This is a genomic window from Citrobacter sp. CK185 (genome assembly GCF_030333565.1).
Lineage (GTDB): Bacteria > Pseudomonadota > Gammaproteobacteria > Enterobacterales > Enterobacteriaceae > Citrobacter_B > Citrobacter_B koseri.
Window position 1 is genome coordinate 1,178,264 of the sequence record NZ_JAOWFR010000026.1, and the last position, 22,531, is coordinate 1,200,794.

The window sequence follows — 22,531 nt, forward strand, 5'->3', positions numbered from 1 at the left end:
CCTGATTCCGATACCGATTAATGATGAGCCCATTCGATGCTGTTCAAATCCACGCCCTGTTTGAACATTTCCCACAGCGGGGAAAGGTCACGCAGACGACCGATGGATTTGCGCACCAGCTCAATGGTGTAGTCGATCTCTTCTTCAGTAGTGAAACGACCTAAAGAGAAACGGATAGAGCTATGCGCCAGCTCGTCATTCATGCCCAGTGCGCGCAGCACATAGGACGGTTCCAGACTTGCGGACGTACAGGCGGAACCTGAAGACACCGCCAGATCTTTCAGCGCCATAATCAGGGATTCGCCTTCAACGTAGTTAAAGCTGACGTTGAGAATGTTCGGCGCGCCCTGTTCCAGGTCACCGTTCAGGTAAACTTCTTCGATATCGTTGATGCCGTTCCACAGACGGTTACGCAGCGTGCGCAGACGCGCCATCTCGGTTTCCATCTCTTCTTTCGCGATACGGTAAGCTTCGCCCATACCGACGATCTGGTGTACAGGCAGCGTACCGGAACGCATACCGCGCTCGTGACCGCCGCCGTGCATCTGCGCTTCGATACGAATACGCGGTTTACGACGCACATACAGCGCGCCAATCCCTTTCGGGCCATAGATTTTGTGGCCGGAGAAGGACATCAGGTCTACTTTCAGCTGGCTCAGGTCGATAGGCAGTTTGCCCACGCTCTGGGTGGCGTCAACGTGGTAGATAATGCCACGCGCACGGCACATTTCGCCGATGGTCGCGATATCCTGCACCACGCCGATTTCGTTGTTAACGTGCATGATGGACACAAGAATGGTGTCATCGCGCATCGCCGCTTCGAGTTCTTTCAGATCGATAATTCCGTTACTCTGCGGCGCCAGGTAAGTAACCTCAAACCCTTCGCGCTCAAGCTGACGGCAGGTATCCAGCACGGCTTTATGCTCGGTTTTGCTGGTGATGATGTGCTTGCCTTTTTTCTGATAAAAGTTGGCCGCACCTTTAATCGCCAGGTTGTCGGATTCAGTCGCACCGGAGGTAAAGACGATTTCACGCGGATCGGCGCCAACCAGTTCTGCGATCTGGTTGCGGGCGATATCTACCGCTTCTTCAGCTTGCCAGCCGAAACGGTGTGAACGAGAGGCCGGGTTACCAAAGGTTCCGTCCAGGGTCAAAAACTGCATCATTTTCTCGGCAACACGCGGGTCCACCGGCGTGGTTGCGGAGTAATCGAGATAGATCGGTAATTTCATTGCTCTATAAACTCCGTACATCGCTTCAATGCAAGGAATCAGGCAACCGGCTGGATGTACGACCGAGTACACGGGGCGAGTAAACGCCCCGGCCTGATTCTGAAATCTATTATAATTTTTTACCCTAACTGTTTTGCGGTGCAGCAAGGCGACAAGCTTGTGAAGCCCAGGCGCTTACATAAGTAAGTGACTGAGGTGAACAAGCGCGGCCAACGCAGCAGCGCCCCGAAACAGGGCGGGTAAATTACGCGCGCAGTTTAACGTCGATTGCGTCTTGCGTACGGGTGCTACGTGGCGCGTCATGGGTGTGCTGACGATCAGACACATCCAGAACTTCCTGGTTATTCACCAGTTCGCCTAAGGTAATGTTGTTGAGGAAACCGGTCAGACGGTCACTCAAATCACGCCACAGCGCATGCGTCAGGCATTTATCGCCGCCCTGACAGCCGCCTTTGCCCTGACAACGGGTCGCATCTACCGACTCGTCAACAGCGCTAATCACTTCGCCAACCGCGATGCTACCTGCGTCTTTACCCAACAGATAACCACCGCCTGGGCCACGTACGCTGGAAACCAGACCATTTTTACGCAAACGTGAAAACAGCTGTTCCAGATAAGAAAGGGAAATTCCCTGACGTTCAGAAATATCAGCCAACGGTACCGGGCCCGCTTCGGAGTTGAGCGCAACGTCCAACATTGCGGTCACGGCATAACGCCCTTTAGATGTCAGTCTCATGTCTTACTTAACCTCAAACTCGCCCCTGCCCGGGGTTTTTTATTGTAAAATGGGGGTATTGCATAGCAGGGTCAAGTCTGACATTCCCGACTAAATCAGTCAACTATTTACTTGACTAATTTAGTCAGGTATTTAACCTTCAGTGCCGTTTCTGTTTGCCGGATGGCGCTTCGCTTATCCGGCCTACAATATTCGGCCTGCAAATCGTGCAGCCATCCGGCATCAACACGCTTACTTGCCTTTATTCTGCTGCTCAATAGAAGCAAGAATGCCGCGCAGGATGTTCAGTTCCTGGCTTTCCGGGCGCGCACGCGTAAACAGACGACGCAGTTTGTTCATGACCTGCCCCGGATGGCCTTCACGGATGAAGCCAGTTGAAAGCAGCGTCTGCTCCAGATGGCCGTAAAAACGTTCCAGGTCGTCCACCAGCGGATATGGCGTCTCTTCATGTTCCGCCGCCTCGTCGTTTTCCTGCGTTGCCAGCCAGGCCATACGCACTTCGTAGGCGATCACCTGTACCGCCATCGCCAGGTTGAGCGAGCTGTATTCCGGGTTTGCGGCAATCGCCACATGGTAATGGCATTTTTGCAGTTCGTCGTTGGTCAGACCAACGCGCTCGCGGCCAAAGACCAGCGCAACCGGCGTATTCGCGGCTTCCGCCACGCTTTTCAGACCGCATTCGCGCGGGTCCAGCATCGGCCACGGCAGCGTGCGGGAACGCGCGCTGGTGCCGACCACCAGGCTACACCCTGCCAGCGCGTCATCGAGCGTATCGACGATCTGTGCATTGCCGATCACATCGCTGGCACCAGCCGCCAGCGCGATAGCCTGGGAGTCCGGCTTGACCAACGGATTGACCAGCCACAGGTTTGTTAAACCCATTGTTTTCATGGCGCGGGCAACAGAACCCATATTGCCGGTGTGAGAGGTTTCCACCAGCACAATTCGAATATTTTGCAGCATTGTCTTTCTTCGGCTAAAGATTATTCGGGCATATTATCATAAAACGGAGACATATTCCGAACTCGCTGCTATACTCTGCGCCGTTTTCCCGTTCTTTAACATCCAGTGAGAGAGACCGATGCATCCGATGCTGACCATCGCCGTGCGCGCAGCGCGCAAGGCGGGTAATGTAATTGCCAAACACTACGAAACGCCTGACTCAGTAGAAACCAGCCAGAAAGGCAGCAATGATTTTGTGACCAACGTCGATAAAGCCGCCGAAGCGATTATTATCGAAACGATCCGCAAATCTTACCCACAGCACACCATCATTACCGAAGAAAGCGGTGAACATGAAGGTACCGATCAGGATGTTCAATGGGTTATCGATCCACTGGATGGCACCACCAACTTTATCAAACGTCTGCCGCACTTCGCGGTATCTATCGCCGTACGCATCAAAGGCCGTACTGAAGTCGCGGTAGTTTACGATCCTATGCGTAACGAACTGTTCACCGCCACTCGCGGTCAGGGCGCACAGTTGAACGGTTACCGTCTGCGCGGCAGCACCGCGCGCGACCTGGATGGCACCATCCTGGCGACCGGTTTCCCGTTCAAAGCCAAACAGTATGCGACCACCTACATTAATATCGTTAGCAAACTGTTCACCGAATGCGCTGACTTCCGTCGCACCGGTTCTGCTGCGCTGGATCTGGCGTATGTGGCTGCGGGTCGCGTTGACGGTTTCTTTGAGATCGGTCTGCGTCCGTGGGATTTCGCCGGTGGCGAACTGCTGGTGCGTGAAGCGGGCGGTATCGTCAGCGACTTTACCGGCGGCCATAACTACATGACGACCGGTAACATCGTGGCCGGTAACCCGCGCGTGGTTAAAGCGATGCTGGCAAGCATGCGCGACGAATTGAGCGATGCGCTGAAGCGTTAATCGTTTGATGCCGGATGACGGCTAGCGCCTTATCCGGCCTACCAGGGGAGTTTCCCGTAGGCCTGATAAGCGAAGCGCCATCAGGCATTCATCCTACAACTGTGCTAAAACGGTCTTAATCCCCTGCCCACCGGCACCGCACTCATCCACATCACCACCGCCGCCACAACCAAAATCACGCCACCGGCTAACGCCAGCGTTGTCCATCCCACTTGCCGCCACAATACCGGCGTTTTATTGCCGCTTAATTTTACCGCCAGTGCGCGGAAACTGTGAACCAGCAACGCCAGAGAGGTAATGGTCAGCGAGGTTCCCGCCGCCATCGCCAGCGCCGACGCCATTCCCCAACTAAAGACGCCAATAACTTTACTGAACAGCAGCACCATAATCGCGCCGGAACAGGGGCGCATCCCCATCGACAGAATAATCATCAGCCGCGCGCGCCAGTCATCGCCATTCCTGAGTTGCTCTGGGTTCGGCAGATGCTGATGCCCACAGCCGCAATGTTCGTGGTGAACATGATGCGGCGTAAATGAGATAAATTTCGGCTTGCGCAGCAGCGCGCGAAGCGTCTTTAGCGCCCGCCAGCAAAGCAATATTCCCAGCACGCCGACTAACGCATAACTGCCCTTCTCCAGCCAGAAGCTACTCAGATGTAACTGCCTCGCCGGAAGCTGCAATACCGTCAGCACCACAACCACCAGCGCAATGGCCACCAGCCCCTGCAACAACGATGAGGCCAGCGTCAGGCCGATGCTTGATTTCAGCTTTGATGGATGCGTCGCCAGCCATGTGGTAATCACCACTTTTCCATGACCCGGCCCCAGCGCATGGAGTACGCCATACAGAAAGCTAAACAACAGCAGCGAACCGCCCGCCTGCGCCGGATTCGCCGCCACCGCTTTTAATAAAGCGCTCATCTGCTGATTCACTTCCCGCTGCCAGACAATGCTTTTCACCATCACCTGTGGCCAGGCCTGCCATAACCACAGCCCGCCCGCGATGGCCAGCAACAGAAATACCGCCAGCGGCCACAGCGGCAGCCAGCGTCGGGAGCGCGGGCGTTGTTGGGAGATTACTGACATTGCACCGTTACCTTCTGCGCGAACTGTTTACCCAAATCCATATCCTCCGGCGGTGCGTCTTCTTTATCCAGCGACTGCGCAAAACTGAGCGTCTCTTCACTCGGCATCGGCGTATGCACGCTCATGCTGCATTGTGTGCTTAACGCCTGCGGCAACGAGGCGTCCCGATCGTTGGCGTAGCTCATATCTACATAGTATGTGGGATCGAAGGTCGAGAAAGTATAAGTCTGGCCGCTCAGCGGCTGCGGTTCAGCCAACGGCAGGACAAACGTCAACACCGCCTGGTGCGCTTCCCGTTCCATTCCGTATTCCGTCGGGCGATTTTTAAACTTGACCTTTTGTCCGTTGTGCCACACTTCGGTGAAGTAGTGCTGGCCGAGCACGTTCGCCATCACTTCCGCCGCCAGCTTTTTCCAGATCTCCGAACCGGGCTTCGCGTCTCCCGCGTCGTAAAGCAGGTCGGCGGAGGTGATTTCATCCATCGTCCAGCGCATTTTTAGCGCCACAAACCGATCGTTTTCACTCACCAGCTGCGTCTGTAATCGAATAAAGCTATGAGGGTGCGCCTGCGCTGTGAAAGATAAAACAGCGAGAAAGAGTGTTAAAGCGCTGCGTTTAACTAATTGCATCTGTTCCTCACGTTAAAAATTCTGTGATGCTCGCCAGCATTCCTGGCGTAAAGCCCTCTTATAACCATTTCCACGCACAAACTTTAGCTATCCTTATCAAACAAACTAACGGGAGACCAGACAGATGATGCCAACGCTTACTTCGCCGTCTGTACTTTCTGCTCCCCAGCGCCGCTGCCAGGTTTTACTGACGCTTTTCCAGCCGGGGCAAATCGCCACCACGGAAACATTCAGCGCGCTCAATGGCGTCGATGATGAAATTGCCCGTGAGGATATCACCGAAACAGGCCTGGAGATCCAGCGCTATCATCGACTCGCCATCACAACGGGTCAGAACGGACGCTACCGAATCGAGGGGGCTGCGCTCAACCAACGTTTATGCCTTTTACACTGGCTCAGACGCGGCTTACGCATATGCCCGACTTTCATTACGCAACAGTTTACGCCGGCATTAAAAACCGAGCTTAAACGGAGAGGGATCGCGCGTACGTTGTATGACGATACCAATCTGCATGCGCTGATCAACCTTTGCTCGCGGCGGCTGCAAAAACCGTTTGAATGCCGGGATGTGCAGTTTCTGCGGCTGTTTTTACAATATTGCCTGCTACAGCATCATGCGGGCATCGCACCGGCGTTTAATCCGCTACAGAAACAGTGGGCGCAGTCCTGCGCCGAATATCCGCTCGCGCTGGAGATTGGCCGTCACTGGCAGCGCCGCGTCATGCAAAACGCGCCGCCCGACGAAACGCTGTTTATGGCTTTACTGTTTTCCATGATTCGCATCCCCGACCCTATCCACGACAACCATCAGCAGGATCGCCGCCTGCGCCTGGCTGTCGCCCGGCTGGTGTTGCGCTTTCGGGAAATGGGGCAGGTACGCTTCAGCGACGAACAGGGACTTAACGACCAACTCTATGTGCACCTTGCCCAGGCGCTGAGCAGAAGTTTATTCGCCATTGGTATTGATAACACGCTGCCGGAAGAGTTCAGTCGCCTCTACCCTCGGCTGGTGCGCACCACGCGTGACGCCCTCGCCGGGTTTGAAAGCGAATACGGTGTGCGTTTCTCTGATGAAGAGACAGGACTGGTCGCGGTGATTTTTGGCGCATGGCTGATGCAGGAGAACGACCTGCACGAAAAGCAGATCGTGCTACTGACAGGCAATAACGGCGAACTGGAGGCACACATTGAGCAGCAATTACGAGAACTGACGCTCCTGCCGCTCAATATTAAGCATGTGCCAACGCAGACCTTCCAGAAAGACGGTTCGCCGCGCGGCGTGGCGCTGATTGTCACCCCATATGCCACACCGCTGCCGCTCTTTTCGCCGCCGTTGATTCATGCGGACCTGTCGCTTACCGCACACCAACAGCAGCAGATCCGCAAAATACTGGAATCATGATGACGCGGCGACGTTAGGCCGTAAGAAAATAGCAGGCAACGCCACCAATGCCATCACCCAGAATACGCCGTTCCCTAAATGCTGATACAGGAATCCGGCGAATACGGTCATGATGGCGATGCTGCCGCCCATCGCCACGGCAGAATAGACCGCCTGTAGACGAATCACTTCGCTTCCCTGGCGAGCGGCGATGTAACGCATCGCGGCCAGATGGCAAACGGTAAAGGTGCCGCAATGCAGAATCTGGATCGCTATCAGCCACGGCAGCGCGGTGCTCCAGCCCATTAATCCCCAGCGGATGACGCCGCATACGGCGGAGAGCAATAGCAGATCGCGAGCGCTAAAACGGCGGAACAGTTTGTTGCTCAGCGCAAAAATAACCACTTCCGCCACCACGCCCAGCGACCACAAATACCCCACTGCCGAGGCGGAATAGCCCGCCCCCTGCCAGTAAATCGCGCTGAAGCCGTAATAAGCGGCATGCGCGCCTTGCAGCAGGCACACGCAGGCGAGAAAGCGCCAGCTCTGAACGACGAGCGTACGCCAGGCAGGCCAGCCCGCGCTCTCCTGATGACGGCTTTCCCCCTGCGGTAATACGCTCGGTCGCAGCAGCATACCTAACAGCATCGAGGCCACCCCAAGCGTCAATAGCCCCAGAATCGCCTGATAATCAAAGAGGCTCACCAGTTTCCCGGTCAACGCCGAGCCGATCACAAACGCAATGGACCCCCACAAACGCACCCGGCCATAGTCCATCGTTAACTGTTTTTGCCAGGTATTGGCCAGCGCATCGGTGAGCGGCACCAGCGGCGAGAAGAAGAGGTTAAAACCGATCATCACCACCATCAGCCACGCAACGTGCGTCCCTGCCCAGAATGCGAGGGCAAACACCAGCGTCAGCAGCGCCAGAAGGCGTAACGCAGAAATCAAGCGGGAAGGATCGCTCACCCGTGGCGCAATCAACAGGCTACCGAGGAAACGCGCCACCAGCCCCGCCCCCAGCAGGAGACCGATGGTTTCCGGCGTCAGTCCCAGGCCTTTAAGCCAGACGCTCCAGAATGGCAGAAAAATACCGTAGCTAAAGAAGTAGGTAAAATAACCGAGCGCCAGCCAGCGCGTGGAGTGCAAAACCATGATTCCCTCCCGTATGGAGGCGATAGTCTGGCGATAAATGCAGGCTGGCGCAAGAGAGCATTAACAGGCGAATAACATCTTTTTTAGCCTAAACAACAGCGATTTGCATCGCGAAATGGCACTGGTCTCCCTGAGCTAAAGCCTGGAGTCCCGGTTGCCCCGGCATGTTGTGGGCATTTACCGGGTGCGACTGCGGTTCCAGACACAAGAATGACTCCCCTTGCATTCTGAATAGCATAAGCCAGGGCGTTTGCGATAAAAGCGTGACCTTCATCACATCACGCTGCACGATCGCCCGCCCACTCCAGCCGGAATACCCTACGTTAAGCCACGCATCCTCGCCATATTGCGCGCCGGAAAAATCCGCCTGCCGGGGAATATCGCTTTGCCATTCCTGCGGCAGATGCTGCTTACCTTCCGGCCAGTAACCGCTGGCGGCAAACTGCACGGTACTGTGACGATCAAAAGCAAAGTACGGGTGGAATCCGCAACCATAAAGCATCGGTCGTTCCCCCCGGTGCGTTATCGTCAGCGAGGCATGAAGCACAGAGGCGTCCAGCTGATAGTGAAGATCCGCGACATAATCATAACCGCACGCCATTTGACGACCTGAACGCAGATGACAGGCATCCTCATGAACGGCAATCGTATCCCAGCGCCTGAGCCAGCCGTCACCGTGCAGAAAGAAAACGGCATCCTCCTCATGCCGGGGAAGATTCACCTCCTCTCCCCGGAACAAAAAACGGTTTTCGGCAACGCGATTGGCGACCGGCAGCATGGGGAACAGGCCGCATTCGCCGGGTTTTACGCCGCATCCTTCACGTAAAACGGCCTGCTGATGCGCTAATGAAAACAAACTCAACAATCTGCCGCCCTGTGGATCAACACGCATCCGCAGATACGTGTTTTGTAATGTCAGCGTATCGTCCATTACCGTGCGCTTCGCTGTTGAGCTGACGGGCTGGATTTCACATGCCGCGCCGCCAGTTGCTCTTCCAGCGCTTCCAGCGTCACGCCTTTCGTTTCAGGCACATTGCGCAGCACGTAGAAATACCCCATCGCGCAGATAACGCCGTAAAGCAGGAAACTGCCCGCCGCTCCCAGCCCCGCATTAAGCAGCGGGAACGTGTAGGTCAGCAGGAAGCAGGCAATCCAGAGCGCCAGCGTCCCCAGCGACATCGCCAGACCACGGACGCGGTTCGGGAAGATTTCCGACAACAGAACCCAGGTGACAGGCGCCAGCGTCAGGGCGTAAATCGCAATAGCCGCCAGCACCAGCACCAGAACCGGCCAGCCCATAATCCCCATCCCGTAAGCGGCAGCAATCAGTACATAAATCACCGTGAGTCCTGAAGCGCCAAACAGCATCAGTTTTCGGCGACCAATTTTATCGACCAGCGGCAGCGCTGCGAGGGTGAAGACGAGGTTAATAATCCCTGTGGCGACAATGGATTTTAACGTTCCGTTGATATCAAACCCTGCGGAAGCGAAGATCTCCTGCGCATAGTTGAAGATCACATTGATCCCGCACCATTGCTGGAAGACGGCCAGCACCATGCCGATGATGACAATCGGTTTAATCTGCGGCTGCAACAGCGTTGACCAGGCCACTTTGTGGTTGTCTTTCAGCAGAGTATGTTCTATTTCCCGCAACGTCTGCCCGGCATACTCCGCTGAGCCAATCCGTTGCAGCATGGCGCGGGCGCGTTCAGGTTTGCCCGCTTTGACCAGCCAGCGCGGTGATTCCGGCACAAAGAACATCAGAACCAGAAACGCCAGCGCAGGCACCAGTTCCGCGCCGAACATCCAGCGCCAGCCCATCTGCCCATTCCAGCTTTCAACAATCGCCTGCCGGGTCGCGTCGGTCGCCACCGGTTCAGCAATCATCAGGTTAATGAGCTGGGCCGCCAGCACGCCGATCACGATCGTGAGTTGGTTGACCGCCACAAAACGGCCACGCTTTTCCGCCGGGCTGACTTCCGCGATGTACAGCGGGCTAAGGGCGGACGCCAGGCCGATTCCTACGCCGCCAACGATACGGTAAATCACAAACATATCGAAATTGCTGGCGACAGCGGTTCCCCAGGACGATGCGCTGAACAGGATCGCGGCCAGAATCAGCGGCATTTTTCGCCCAAATTTATCAGCGCACCAGCCGGACATCAGTGCACCAAAGATACAGCCGACCAGCGCTGAACTCATCGCCCAGCCGGACTGCGCGGGATCGGTAATTGAAAAATAGGCTTCGTAGAACGGTTTGGCGCCGCCAATCACCACCCAGTCATAGCCAAACAGCAAGCCGCCGCAGGCGGCAACCAGACAGATAGTCCAGACATAACCGATTCTTAAATGTGTCTGCGTGTTATTCATTATGATTCCTCTTTCAGGGAAACGCAGGGAACAGCAGGTTTCAGGTGGAGTCGCCTCCACCTGTTCAGGGTCTATTGAAATAACGGTACGTTGAGCGCATGGCGCAGCAGCTGCGCCTTGTCATGCGTCGGATTGCGTTGCAGGAGCGCGTTTAGCGCCTGCTGGCACGCCGGGATATCGCCCAGCCCCAGATGGCCCAGCGCGGTAATGAACAGGCAGTGCTGCTGGTGTTTCTCCTGCGCGGGTGTATCCAGCACGACCAGATCCGGTAACGATACGGCGAAGAAATCGACGTCGGGAACCTTGTCACGCTGCGTCTCCACCCATTGCAGGAAACTCTGGAAAAGAAGGTTCGCTTCAGTGCAGTCACCTGACGCTTTCAGCGCCATCCCCTGCCAGAAGAGATAATCCACCGGCTGGTCATTGTAGTAACGTCCCGCGTCCAGCGAGCTGCCTCCGCGAGTCGCGCGGGTGAAATAGCGCTGCGCCTCATCATGATGACCTTGCTGGCGCGCGCAATAGCCCAGCAAATACCAGATGTCATTATCCGTTTGTCCCGGTAAACGCCCCTCGCCGAGATTGTGCGGATAGTGCAACGCCTGCTGAAGCAAAACGGTGGCGTTTTGCGGCTCGCCACGGCGAATAGCTTCCAGCGCCTGATGGATCTGATTCAGTAAATATTGCCCGGTGGCTTTGCCCTCCCCGCCTTCCCAGGGGTGAAAAACACGTTCGCGCAACACCCCGGCGGCCGCTTCGTAGCGACCGAGGCTATTCCATACGCTAAGCAATTCCACGGTCAGATCGTCGCGATGGAAAACAATCTCTTTGCTGGCCTCCAGCTGTTGTAAACGCGCCCCGGCTGGCGCTGCCATCAGTTTGTTCAGATAATCCAGCTCAAACAGGAAGCGGGCATTCTTCGGCTCCAGCACGACTGCCTGAGACAGGTATTTCAGCGCTTTCTGCGCATCGTGCTGTTTGTTCCAGGCGTAAATCCCCAGCAGCCGATGCACCGGCGCGAAATTCGGTTCCTGCTCCAGCGTAAACTGCCAGCAATTCACCGCCTCTTCATAACAACGTTTGCTGTACCAGAAACAACCCAGCAGATAGCGAGCGAAGGCGCAATCCGACAGCGTTTGCAGCATTTGCACTTCGTCGAGCGTGTTGGGAAAACGAACGCGGTTGTGCAAACAGTCGCGAGCCTGCGCAATAAACGGTTGCGGATCATCACTCAGCGATGCGCGCCACAGCATGGGCAGCGTCTCCTGGCTGTCGAGCAGCGTCAGCACCGCGCGGGCGGCCTCTTTTTGCCCACAAGAGACCAGCCAACCCGCCAGCTCGCAGGCGTTGGTGCCACGGCGCCCGGTAATGGCGATAAGCGCCTCTTTCGCCGCCTCATCCTGACGGATAGCCCAACGCGCATAATGCAGGGTGTAACTCAGCGGGTACTCAATAAGCTGCTGTGAAATATACGCCAGCGCTTCGGCTGTGCGCCCGAGTCCGGCCAGAACCAGTGCTTTCAGCCCCATCGCCAGATTATTGCTGCCATTAAAGCGCAAACTCAGATTCACTTTCTCCAGCGCATCGGCGTAATCATTCCGCTTCATGGCGATTCGCGCCAGCGACCAGAAGGCCGCGTCACGACAGTTGCCGCTCCAGCTGGCTTTGTAATAGTGCTCACGGGCGAAGTCGTCCTTGCCCTGGCGTTCCAGCGCGGCGGCCAGCAGCATACTCGCTTCCCCATCACGCGGGTTTTTATTGAGCTTATGCGCCCGCTGTAAAGCAGACTGCGCACAGCGCTCTGCCTGCGCCCAGTCCGCACGATTCAGCGCCAGCGTACCCAGCGCAACATTGTTGCGATAGTCATGCGGGTCCACGTCCAGCGCTCGCTGGTAATACTCTTCTGCATAGCGGCTGGCATGGTTGTACTGCTCCAGATGCTGACCAATAAAATAGAGCTCATCAGTACTGGACAGCGCCTCTGGCAGTTCGGGCGCGCAGGCCGCTTTCGGCAACGGCAAGTCCTCCGCGATATGCTCCTCATACGCCAGCAGCGTGACGCCATCACGACGGGCAACGGTCATTTTCACCCGCGCGTGGCCCGCGTCAGAAAGATCGGCGCGCCAGCTTTGACCGGGTTCCAGCGTGAGTGTTTTTTCAAAGAACGGTTGCCCCTGGGCACAAAGCGTTACCTGAACGTCATGTAGCGGCGCAACGGCATAAACGCCGGATGAAAGCTGGTTCCCTTCTCGCTCAAGGCGCAGCGCAAGCTGCGTACTGGCATTTTGCACCATGCCCAGTTCACTGTAGGGCAGGAAATTCTGCACGAAGACTTTCTCTTCATACGGCGCAAGCCAGGTAAAATCAGGCTGGTTGTCGGTGAAGACCCCGGTCATGAGTTCAATGTACGGGCCGTTGTCATCGGTCAGGTTGCGATCCCAGGCCACGCCAAAATCACCGTATCCCCACGTCCACTGTTTTTTACCCGGCGAAATATGGTGGTCGGCCACATGCAGCAGTCCCCCTCGTTCGCCATGATGCCAGGCGCCGACAAAATCATAATCTGACTTTTCAGCCATATAAGAGGTCGGCACCGGCACATTTTTATAACGCGAGATATCCACGCCGGCGGAGTAGTCCACTTTGTAATAAGTGCCCGTCGCGATCGGAAAGGCGGAGACATCCCGTTTACCGTGGTCATATACGGCAGTGACGTCCGGCGGGAAGACGCTCTGGTGGTCGTCTCCGCCTTTCACCGCCGGGTTTGCCCACCACAAAAAATGGCGCGGCGTAGCGTTGCCGTTAAAGACTTTTCCGGTGATTTCAATTAATGCCCGATCGGGGTACAGCGTAAATCCGGTCATCACCTGCAAGCCGCGCATGGGTTCCACTTCCCCCATCCACACGGTTTGTTCTCCGCGTTCGCCCTGCTGACAGGTAAAATCCACCGGCATAAATGTGGTAGGACGGTGATGCTGCGGCCAGTTAAATTCAATCCCACCGGAGATCCACGGCCCCAGCAGCCCGACCAGCGCGGGTTTCACCACTTCGTTGTAGTAAACAAAATCACGCTGCTGCACTTTGTCATACGCGCGATGAATACGTCCGCCCAGCTCCGGCAACAGCATGATGCGAATAAAATCATTCTCCATCCAGACTGCCTGATACTCGCGCATTTCACGTTCACCGGTCAGCGTATCGATGACGCCATAAGGATAAACCGCGCCTGAAGACCCCTGATAAACCCGCTTTTCCAGGAACATCGGGTTCGGATCTTCTTCGCCGGTTGTCCACGTAGGGAGTGAGAGTGTTTCCTGCCAGACCTTAACTGAACCGTACATGTCATTCTCCACTAAACAAACAAAAGTAAAATTTCACCTTGCTGCTATTCTGGGGCAGATAACTGGCGTTAAAATACGCAATGCTCACGCAATATAGTTAAGGGAGTTAAGTGTATGCAGCGTACAGGGTTCAATAACGCCCGGGTCAGGCAAGCCAACAAGCAGATCTTTCTGTCGCACCTGTGGCGTGAAAAACAGCTCAGTAAATCCCGGCTGGCGCAGCTCAGCGGCCTGTCGATTCCGGCGGTCAGCAATATTCTGGAGGAGTTGATCGATGAGGGAAGAATTTGCCATTCCCGGGAGACGTTAAGCCAACGAGGGCTGAGTAGCGGCAGCTATCATCTGCCCGAACAGGGAGACTGGACGCTGTGTATGAACGTGACGCCCACCAGCATCACCAGCCAGCTGGCAGATGCGCGTCTGGTCGCCGTAGGCGACTGGCGCCATGCGGAGATCAATGCCGGTTCGCCAAAAGCCTTGCTGACCGCGCTTGCTGCGCACTGGCGGGAATATCGTCAGCGCTATCCCGACGTGACCATCAATCTGGCATTAGGCGTTCACGGTCAGGTCGATCCCATTACCGGGGCGTCAAAAACCATGCCGCAGGCACCGTGGAAAACCCCGGTTGAGATTAAATATTTGCTGGAGGAGATGCTCGGCGTACAGGTGCGGTTAGACAATGACTGCGTGATGCTGGCGCTGGCGGAGAAGTGGCAAAACCCGGCGGCAAACCGCGATTTCTGCGTCATTAACGTCGATTACGGGATTGGTTCCTCCTTTGTCATCAACGACAACATCTGGCGCGGCAGTTTGTATGGCAGCGGTCAGATCGGACATACCATCGTCAACCCGGACGGGGTGGCCTGTGATTGCGGCCGCTACGGCTGTCTGGAAACTGTGGCCTCGCTCAGCGCGCTTAAAAAGCAGGCTCGACGGTGGATGAAAACGCAGCCCACGGCGGATTGCGATCCAGAAACTATCACCATCGATCAACTGATTACCGCCTGGCAACAGGGCGATGTCCGCATCCAGGCCTGGGTGGAACACGCCGCCAGCGCGATTGGCCTGAGTTTATATAACTTTCTGAATATCCTGAATATTAACCAAATCTGGATTTATGGCCGCAGTTGCGCCTTTGGCGAAAGCTGGCTGAATACGCTGGTGCAGCAAACGGGGTTTAATCCCTTTGATCATGGCGATAACCCGCAGGCAAGGTCCACCCGGATCGGCTTTGGCACACTCAGTCGTTCGCAACAGTTGATGGGGATCGGCTATCTGTACGTCGAATCACAGCTAAACGCGCTCTGAGTATGAGTCCGACACCCAGCGATGAAAGGAGATCCGCTTGTCGAACGAAAAACCACCGGCGTGGTATTAAAATTATTCATATAACCGGGTATCAAAGTCACGCCTGGATTCGCCCGCACGGCATGACCCGGAAATAAAAAAGGCTTCCCGCAGGAAGCCTTTTTCACGATGCCAGGCGTATCGCTTACGCGTAAACCGGGAAACGTGCGCAGATGTCCAGCACTTTGCCTTTGATGCGCTCGATAACCGCTTCATCGTTGATGTTGTCCAGCACATCGCACATCCAGCCAGCCAGCTCTTTAGCTTCAGCTTCTTTAAAGCCGCGACGCGTAATGGCCGGAGAACCGATACGGATACCGGAAGTGACGAACGGACTCTTCGGATCGTTTGGCACGCTGTTTTTGTTAACGGTGATGTTGGCACGACCCAGCGCGGCGTCAGCTTCTTTACCGGTCAGGTTTTTGTCCACCAGATCCAGCAGGAACAGGTGGTTCTCCGTACCGCCGGAAACCACTTTGTAGCCACGGTTCAGGAACACTTCCACCATCGCTTTGGCGTTTTTGGCAACCTGCTGCTGGTAGACTTTGAACTCCGGTTCCATCGCTTCTTTCAGCGCCACCGCTTTACCGGCGATCACGTGCATCAGCGGGCCACCCTGAGCACTAGGGAAAACGGCAGAGTTCAGTTTTTTGTACAACTCTTCGTCACCGCCTTTCGCCAGGATCAGGCCGCCGCGCGGACCCGCCAGGGTTTTGTGCGTGGTGGTGGTCACAACGTGAGCATGCGGAACCGGGTTCGGGTAAACGCCTGCGGCGATAAGACCCGCGACGTGCGCCATATCAACAAACAGGTACGCGCCAATGCTGTCGGCAATTTCACGCATTTTTGCCCAGTCAACGACGCCGGAATAAGCAGAGAAGCCGCCGATGATCATCTTCGGTTTGTGAGTCTGAGCCAGCTTCGCCATCTCTTCGTAGTCAATTTTACCGGACTCATCGATGCCGTAAGGCACGATGTTGTACAGTTTACCGGAGAAGTTTACCGGAGAACCGTGAGTCAGGTGGCCACCTTGCGCCAGGTTCATACCCAGAACGGTGTCGCCCGGTTGCAGCAGCGCAGTGTAGACCGCGAAGTTAGCCTGAGAACCAGAGTGCGGCTGGACGTTGGCGTAGTCTGCGCCAAACAGTTCTTTCGCGCGGTCAATCGCCAGTTGCTCAACGACATCCACATATTCGCAACCGCCGTAGTAGCGCTTGCCCGGATATCCTTCAGCATATTTGTTGGTCAGCTGAGACCCCTGCGCCTGCATCACGCGCGGGCTGGTGTAGTTTTCGGAGGCGATCAGTTCGATGTGCTCTTCCTGACGTACTTTTTCCTGCTCCATAGCCTGCCACAGTTCGGCATCATAATCGGCAATGTTCATTTCACGCTTTAACATCCGCATCTCCTGACTCAGCTAACGATAAATTTTTGGCCTAAAAAGGCAATCCCGTGGGACAACGGCCAACAGTATAACCGAATCATTCTGCGATAACAGGTCTTGACAAAGGATTTTACGCAAACGATTACCTTCATGCTGTACAAGGCTTTGTCGAATGAAGACCTTACGAATTTCAACGGATTTCTTTTCAGGTTTGTGATGCAGATTTTTCACGTTGTAACGTTAAAAACGCAAAGTTACAAAGAACCATTTACAATACAGGGTTATTTTTTATAAGATGCATTTGACATACATCATTAAAGTCTCAGATAAAGGAAGACAGTATGCTTGACGCTCAAACCATCGCCACAGTAAAAGCCACCATTCCCCTGCTGGTTGAAACCGGTCCAAAACTGACCGCCCATTTCTACGATCGCATGTTTACCCACAACCCTGAACTCAAAGAAATTTTTAACATGAGTAACCAGCGAAATGGCGATCAACGTGAAGCGCTGTTTAACGCCATCGCGGCCTATGCCAGCAATATCGAAAACCTGCCTGCGCTGCTGCCTGCGGTAGAAAAAATCGCCCAGAAGCACACCAGTTTCCAGATCAAACCAGAACAGTACAACATCGTTGGCGGCCACCTGCTGGCAACGCTGGACGAAATGTTCAGCCCAGGCCAGGAAGTGCTGGATGCCTGGGGTAAAGCGTATGGCGTTCTGGCCAATGTCTTTATCAATCGCGAAGCGCAAATCTACAGCGAAAACGCCAGCAAGAATGGCGGCTGGGAAGGCACTCGTCCGTTCCGCATCGTCGCGAAAACGCCGCGCAGCGCCCTGATTACCAGCTTTGAATTTGAACCGGTCGATGGCGGCCCGGTCGCAGAATATCATCCGGGTCAATACCTGGGGGTCTGGCTGAAACCGGAAGGCTTCCCGCATCAGGAGATCCGTCAGTATTCCCTGACCCGCAAGCCGGATGGTAAAGGTTATCGCATCGCAGTTAAGCGTGAAGATGGCGGTCAGGTTTCCAGCTGGCTGCACAACCACGCAAGCGTCGGCGATATCGTCCACTTAGCCGCTCCGGCAGGTGATTTCTTCATGGATGTCGCAACGGATACGCCTGTTTCCCTGATTTCCGCAGGCGTCGGCCAGACTCCGATGCTGGCTATGCTGGATACGCTGACCAAAGCCAACCACACCGCGCAGGTGAACTGGTTCCACGCGGCGGAAAACGGCGACGTGCATGCGTTTGCAGATGAAGTGAGCGAGCTGGGTAAAACCCTGCCGCGCTTTACCGCACATACCTGGTATCGCGAACCGACAGAAGCCGATCGTGCGAATGGCGCGTTCGACAGCACAGGTCTGATGGATTTAAACAAACTGGAAAGTGCGATCAGCGATCCGGCAATGCAGTTTTATCTGTGCGGTCCGGTCGGCTTTATGCAGTTTGCTGCGAAGCAGCTGACAGGGCTGGGCGTGAAAAGCGAAAACATTCATTACGAATGCTTCGGCCCACATAAAGTGCTGTAATTAAGTCATGCCTGATGGCGCTGCGCTTATCAGGCCTACGGGATTTTGTAGGCCAGATAAGGTGTTTACACCGCCATCCGGCAAGCACGACGCGGCTTAAATTGCCGCGTCGTCTTCTTCACCGGTACGAATACGAATCACGCGCGCAACGTCAAAGACGAAAATTTTACCGTCACCGATTTTCCCCGTCTGCGCGGTGCGAATAATGGTGTCAACGCAGGTATCCACGATATCGTCGGTCACCACGATTTCAATTTTCACCTTCGGCAGAAAATCCACCATATATTCCGCGCCACGGTACAGCTCGGTATGGCCTTTCTGACGCCCAAAGCCTTTCACTTCGGTAACCGTCATACCGGTAATGCCTACCTCAGCCAGCGCTTCACGGACGTCGTCCAGCTTGAAGGGTTTAATAATCGCATCAATCTTTTTCATGCTATTCCTTGAAAAGGTCGCCTGTCTTTTAATCTGATAAACGTAACATAATTCACGCTACTTTACGGCATGAAAACTACTCTTTGAAATCGTTTGCATCCAACTCATGGCGCGAGAGCAGCTTATAAAATTCCGTCCGGTTACGTCCTGCCATTCTCGCCGCATGGGTGACATTCCCTTTGGTGATTTGCAGCAGTTTACGCAAGTAGTTAAGCTCAAACTGATTACGCGCCTCAACAAACGTCGGCAGCGCCGTATTTTCGCCTTCCAGCGCCTGCTCTACCAGCGCGTCGCTGATGACCGGCGAGGAAGTTAACGCCACGCACTGCTCAATAACGTTCACCAACTGACGCACGTTTCCCGGCCAGCTTGCGGTCATCAGACGCTTCATCGCATCCGTTGAAAACGCCCGCACAAACGGTTTATGCCGCTCTGCTGACTGGCGCAGAAGATGATTCGCCAGCAGCGGAATATCTTCCGTACGCTCCGCCAGCGTCGGGATCTTCAGACTCACCACGTTCAGACGGTAATATAAGTCTTCGCGAAATTCACCCCGCGCCATCGCCTTAGGCAGATCGCGGTGCGTTGCGGAGATAATGCGCACATCAATATCGATATCGCGATTGCTGCCAAGCGGTCTGACTTTGCGCTCTTGCAGAACGCGCAGCAGCTTAACCTGTAACGGCGCGGGCATATCGCCGATTTCGTCAAGAAACAGCGTGCCGCCTTCCGCCGCCTGAAATAACCCTTCGCGATTGCTGACCGCGCCGGTAAACGCCCCGCGCGCGTGGCCAAACAGTTCGGACTCCAGTAGCTGTTCCGGCAGCGCGCCGCAGTTAATGGCGATGAAAGGTTTACTGCTGCGCGGGCTGGCGTTATGGATAGCCTGCGCGAAAATCTCTTTCCCGGTGCCGCTTTGCCCGTTAATCAGCACGCTGACATCCGATTGCGCCACCATCCGCGCCTGTTCCAGCAGGCGTATCATCAACGGACTGCGCGTAACGATTGATTCGCGCCAGCTGTCGTCCATTGCCGGCGCCGACTGTTCAAGCGCGTCATCAATGGCCTGATACAGCGCATCTTTATCGACCGGTTTGGTCAGAAAGCTAAACACGCCTTTTTGCGTCGCCGCCACCGCATCAGGAATAGAGCCGTGTGCGGTCAAAATGATGACGGGTATGCCAGGCTGGACTTTCTGGATTTCCGTGAACAGCTGCATGCCATCCATTTCATCCATCCGCAGATCGCTAATGACCAGATCCACTTTCTCGCGATTCAGTACGCGCAGCCCTTCCTGACCGCTTTCCGCCGTCACGACGCTGTAGCCTTCGCTGGTCAGGCGCATCCCCAGCAGTTTCAACAGCCCCGGGTCATCGTCCACGAGCAGCAGATGTGCCGGTTTGCGGCTTATCATGGCGTTACCTCATCTTGTGGCAGTGTGGAAGATGCGCCGTCGTCAGGCGCTGCGGGTTTGTCATTTCCGTGTGTCGCGTCAGGATTGTAGTTGCCTGCGGGTTTGCGCGTGGAGAGCTGACGCTCAATATCAGTCAGATTCTCCAGCTTGCGCGTCGTGAGATCGAGCTGCGCCTGTAAGTGCTGATGCTGCTGACGCAACGTATCAAGCTCGCTATCCGACGCTTGCTGGAGTTTACTGTAACGCTGGCGCTCTTCGGCAAGCTGTAACTGTAGCGCCTGACCGTCGCGCCAGAGCTGATAGAGCGGGCGCACCTGAGCGGGAATTTGCGCGCTTAGCGCATCGAGGCGAGTGACCATATCGCGCCGTTCAAGGGGCGTAATTTTAGCATCCGCCAGCAGAATCCCGCGTTTGAACGTGTTCTGCCAGCTGCCATCTTCCAGCGCCCGCGCTTCATTGCGTGACTGAACAGGCAACAGGCGATCGGCACAATCAATTGCCCGCTGCCAGTAAAGCGGATTGTTATCCGTCGATGGCCCTTTGAGTAACCAGATATCCGAACAGTCGGTAGAGAGATAATCCGCCAGCTGATACGGTGGAATTTTTTCCTGCGACGCATCATTTACGACATGCTTCGCGGCATGTGGCGCGCACCCCATCAGCACCAGGCAAGGCACACTCGCTAACCATCCTCTTCGGGGAAATAATCGCTTCAGAACTCGAACAAAAACGTGTGGCATACTCACCAGGCTTAGCTTCATTTTTAGTGGTTTTTCGATGCAGATAGCGGCAGTTCTATACGAAAGCAAACTTCTTGCGCATTCTCATCGACCAGATACAGTTCCCCCTGCATACGACGGATGCAGTCCCTGGCGATACTTAACCCTAATCCGCTCCCCTTCACCGCACCTTTACGCTGATGGCTTCCCTGGAAAAAGGGTTCAAAAATCATGGCCCTTTCCGCTTCCGGGATCGGCGTGCCCGTATTGATCACATCAATGTGCGCCTTTGAACCATATACATTGCTGCGAATACAAATGTTACCGGATTCAGCGCCATAGTGCACCGCATTGGAATAAAGATTGTCCAGCACGCTCATTAATAGCATCGGCTCGGCCAGACAGCTGTCGATAGCCAGCCTGACCTCGGTATGCATCATTTTAGCGCGCGCAGGCAAACTGTGAGCGGAAACCACCATATCCACCAGCGGTTCAAGCTCCACGGTTTCCATCTCAATCGCGCTGTCTGCCAGTTTCCTGTTGTAATCAAGCAGTTGCTCAATCAACTTCTGTAAGTTGCGGCTGCTATCGTCCAGAATGCCGACGACCTCTTTTTGCTCCGGCGTCAACGGCCCCACGACCTGATCGGCCAGCAGCTCTGTCCCTTCGCGCATACTGGCCAGCGGCGTTTTCAGCTCATGCGACAGGTGACGTAAAAACTGATGCCGTTGGGATTCCAGCCAGGACAGACGTTCACTCAACCAGATAATGCGCTGCCCCACCGAACGCAGCTCGCGCGGCCCGGTAAACGACACGGTATTCCCCAGAGAGCGCCCTTCTCCCAGCCGGTTAATCATCCGTTCTATCCCTTTCACCGGCCCAATGATCATCCTTGTAAAAAGCAGTACCATCGCCAGACTGACCAGAAACAGCACCAGCGCCTGCCAGCCGAAGAATTGTCCGCGCTCTGCGATTTCCTGCTGTAACTGCTGCCCGCGCGAGAACACCACCGTGCGCGTTGCCTGCACCATTTCCGTATTGGCATTGGCAAAAGCCTCCAGCCGCGCGGCGGCGGTAGCGTCAGGGCCGCTATTTTTACACTGTAATTGTGCAAGACCGTTCAGATCATCGCGTAGCGCCTGGTAAAGTTTAGCGTCCGGCAATACTCCCGCATGTGCGTCCAGCATTTCGCTGTAGCGTTTTCGCTGGCTCTGATACACCTTCGCCAGCGTACGGTCGTCGAGCACGCAATATTGCCGGTAGCTGCGCTCCATCTCCAGCGCCACGTTGGTCATCGCTTCGCTGCGCCGGGCATCTATCAGCGTGGTGCGGTTAGTCTGCGCCGCCTGGGCACTGAGCGCGTTGAGACTTTGCCAGGCCTGCCAGGCCAGTACCAACAAAGGTAACAGAATCAGCAGAAATGCCAGCATAACCAGTTGTCGCAAGGACCGGGGAAAAACAGACCAGCGCTTCAAGGCGTTACTCTCATCGGATAAGGATACAAGGATGCTAACCGAGGGGAACATCAGATACAACAAAGCCGGGATTAACCCGGCTTTGTTATGGAATAAGGCGGTGCCTAACTCGACGTTTCGCCCGGTGGTTGATAAAGCGACGCTATTATCAGAAGTTGGACGGCAGGCACCTTGTTGTGCGTCATTCGAAGTTTATGTAGCGCTTCCCGAAGGGGCTGACATAAGAAGGTGAATGAGCCACTGGTTACTATTATGCAGTAAGTGTGCCAATTCTGAAAACAAATAATTAACATTATGATTTTATTTGGTTTTATAGAGAAACCGTCACCATTACAAAACGAACAAAATTTCATCAAGGTGTCGCCATTCAGAGACACCTAAAAACAAACCTTACGCCATCTTTGTAAATCAATG

At 55.1% G+C, this 22,531-nt stretch carries 18 protein-coding genes and 2 pseudogenes; 5 read left to right on the plus strand and 15 right to left on the minus strand.

Going from position 1 to position 22,531, the window contains the following annotated elements:
- Positions 1-17: 17 nt before the first annotated feature.
- From iscS to trmJ, 3 genes are all read right to left on the minus strand, one after another.
- On the minus strand, positions 18-1,232 hold the full coding sequence (gene iscS, locus OGV79_RS20250; protein WP_024130117.1) for a cysteine desulfurase: 1,215 nt from the start codon (positions 1,230-1,232) through the stop codon (positions 18-20).
- A 244-nt stretch (positions 1,233-1,476) separates the two neighbouring features.
- The gene (gene iscR, locus OGV79_RS20255; RefSeq protein ID WP_012131246.1) at positions 1,477-1,968 is read right to left on the minus strand and encodes a Fe-S cluster assembly transcriptional regulator IscR; all 492 of its coding nucleotides are present in this window, start codon (positions 1,966-1,968) and stop codon (positions 1,477-1,479) included.
- A 231-nt stretch (positions 1,969-2,199) separates the two neighbouring features.
- On the minus strand, positions 2,200-2,931 hold the full coding sequence (gene trmJ, locus OGV79_RS20260) for a tRNA (cytosine(32)/uridine(32)-2'-O)-methyltransferase TrmJ (RefSeq protein WP_071258072.1): 732 nt from the start codon (positions 2,929-2,931) through the stop codon (positions 2,200-2,202).
- Between the two features lie 118 nt (positions 2,932-3,049).
- Between trmJ and suhB the strand changes: the two genes are divergently transcribed.
- A complete protein-coding gene (suhB, locus tag OGV79_RS20265; protein ID WP_024130116.1) occupies positions 3,050-3,853 on the plus strand; it encodes an inositol-1-monophosphatase in 804 nt (267 codons plus the stop codon).
- 104 nt (positions 3,854-3,957) lie between these two features.
- Here the strand turns inward: suhB and OGV79_RS20270 are convergent, their stop codons facing one another.
- Positions 3,958-4,938 (minus strand): nickel/cobalt transporter, encoded by a 981-nt coding sequence (locus OGV79_RS20270; protein WP_115181284.1) that lies wholly within the window; start codon positions 4,936-4,938, stop codon positions 3,958-3,960.
- Positions 4,929-5,567, minus strand: a complete 639-nt coding sequence (locus OGV79_RS20275; protein ID WP_286468835.1) for a DUF1007 family protein — start codon at positions 5,565-5,567, stop codon at positions 4,929-4,931. Before OGV79_RS20275 ends, OGV79_RS20270 begins: the two co-directional genes overlap by 10 nt.
- 124 nt (positions 5,568-5,691) lie before the next feature.
- Here OGV79_RS20275 and csiE point away from each other — a divergent pair, with 124 nt between their 5' ends.
- On the plus strand, positions 5,692-6,969 hold the full coding sequence (csiE, locus tag OGV79_RS20280) for a stationary phase inducible protein CsiE (protein ID WP_058667907.1): 1,278 nt from the start codon (positions 5,692-5,694) through the stop codon (positions 6,967-6,969).
- Here csiE and OGV79_RS20285 read toward each other — a convergent pair.
- The 4 genes from OGV79_RS20285 to OGV79_RS20300 form a co-directional block, all read right to left on the minus strand.
- Positions 6,964-8,103, minus strand: coding sequence for a 3-phenylpropionate MFS transporter (locus OGV79_RS20285; protein WP_047461985.1), 1,140 nt, complete (start codon positions 8,101-8,103; stop codon positions 6,964-6,966). The genes csiE and OGV79_RS20285 overlap by 6 nt on opposite strands.
- Before the next feature lie 88 nt (positions 8,104-8,191).
- Positions 8,192-9,034 carry an aldose 1-epimerase gene (locus OGV79_RS20290; RefSeq protein WP_286468836.1) on the minus strand — a complete coding sequence of 281 codons (843 nt, stop codon included), beginning with the start codon at positions 9,032-9,034 and terminating at the stop codon, positions 8,192-8,194.
- Positions 9,034-10,473: a sugar porter family MFS transporter gene (locus OGV79_RS20295; protein WP_114848596.1), complete on the minus strand. Its 1,440-nt coding sequence runs from the start codon at positions 10,471-10,473 to the stop codon at positions 9,034-9,036. Before OGV79_RS20295 ends, OGV79_RS20290 begins: the two co-directional genes overlap by 1 nt.
- Before the next feature lie 71 nt (positions 10,474-10,544).
- Complete coding sequence (locus OGV79_RS20300) at positions 10,545-13,811, minus strand: DUF5107 domain-containing protein (RefSeq protein ID WP_286468838.1); 3,267 nt, start codon at positions 13,809-13,811, stop codon at positions 10,545-10,547.
- A gap of 114 nt (positions 13,812-13,925) precedes the next feature.
- On the opposite strand from OGV79_RS20300, the gene OGV79_RS20305 reads away from it, so the two are divergent.
- Positions 13,926-15,119, plus strand: coding sequence for an ROK family transcriptional regulator (locus OGV79_RS20305; protein ID WP_047461977.1), 1,194 nt, complete (start codon positions 13,926-13,928; stop codon positions 15,117-15,119).
- A 17-nt stretch (positions 15,120-15,136) separates the two neighbouring features.
- Here OGV79_RS20305 and OGV79_RS21745 read toward each other — a convergent pair.
- Both OGV79_RS21745 and glyA read right to left on the minus strand, forming a co-directional pair.
- Positions 15,137-15,223: pseudogene (locus OGV79_RS21745) on the minus strand (hypothetical protein); the annotation flags it as partial.
- Positions 15,224-15,303: 80 nt separating this feature from the next.
- Positions 15,304-16,557, minus strand: coding sequence for a serine hydroxymethyltransferase (gene glyA, locus OGV79_RS20310; protein ID WP_049009096.1), 1,254 nt, complete (start codon positions 16,555-16,557; stop codon positions 15,304-15,306).
- A gap of 326 nt (positions 16,558-16,883) precedes the next feature.
- On the opposite strand from glyA, the gene hmpA reads away from it, so the two are divergent.
- Positions 16,884-18,074, plus strand: coding sequence for an NO-inducible flavohemoprotein (gene hmpA, locus OGV79_RS20315; protein ID WP_012131231.1), 1,191 nt, complete (start codon positions 16,884-16,886; stop codon positions 18,072-18,074).
- A 4-nt stretch (positions 18,075-18,078) separates the two neighbouring features.
- Positions 18,079-18,174 (plus strand): annotated as a pseudogene (locus tag OGV79_RS21750) (hypothetical protein); the annotation flags it as partial.
- Here the strand turns inward: OGV79_RS21750 and glnB are convergent.
- The 4 genes from glnB to qseE all read right to left on the minus strand — a co-directional run bounded on the left by glnB (position 18,171) and on the right by qseE (position 22,117).
- Positions 18,171-18,509, minus strand: a complete 339-nt coding sequence (gene glnB, locus OGV79_RS20320) for a nitrogen regulatory protein P-II (RefSeq protein ID WP_002914032.1) — start codon at positions 18,507-18,509, stop codon at positions 18,171-18,173. The pseudogene OGV79_RS21750 and the gene glnB overlap by 4 nt on opposite strands.
- A 76-nt stretch (positions 18,510-18,585) precedes the next feature.
- On the minus strand, positions 18,586-19,920 hold the full coding sequence (gene glrR / locus OGV79_RS20325; RefSeq protein ID WP_309146683.1) for a two-component system response regulator GlrR: 1,335 nt from the start codon (positions 19,918-19,920) through the stop codon (positions 18,586-18,588).
- Positions 19,920-20,663: a two-component system QseEF-associated lipoprotein QseG gene (gene qseG / locus OGV79_RS20330; RefSeq protein WP_048902375.1), complete on the minus strand. Its 744-nt coding sequence runs from the start codon at positions 20,661-20,663 to the stop codon at positions 19,920-19,922. Before qseG ends, glrR begins: the two co-directional genes overlap by 1 nt.
- 23 nt (positions 20,664-20,686) lie before the next feature.
- Positions 20,687-22,117: a two component system sensor histidine kinase QseE/GlrK gene (gene qseE / locus OGV79_RS20335; protein ID WP_047461964.1), complete on the minus strand. Its 1,431-nt coding sequence runs from the start codon at positions 22,115-22,117 to the stop codon at positions 20,687-20,689.
- Between the last annotated feature and the right edge of the window lie 414 nt (positions 22,118-22,531).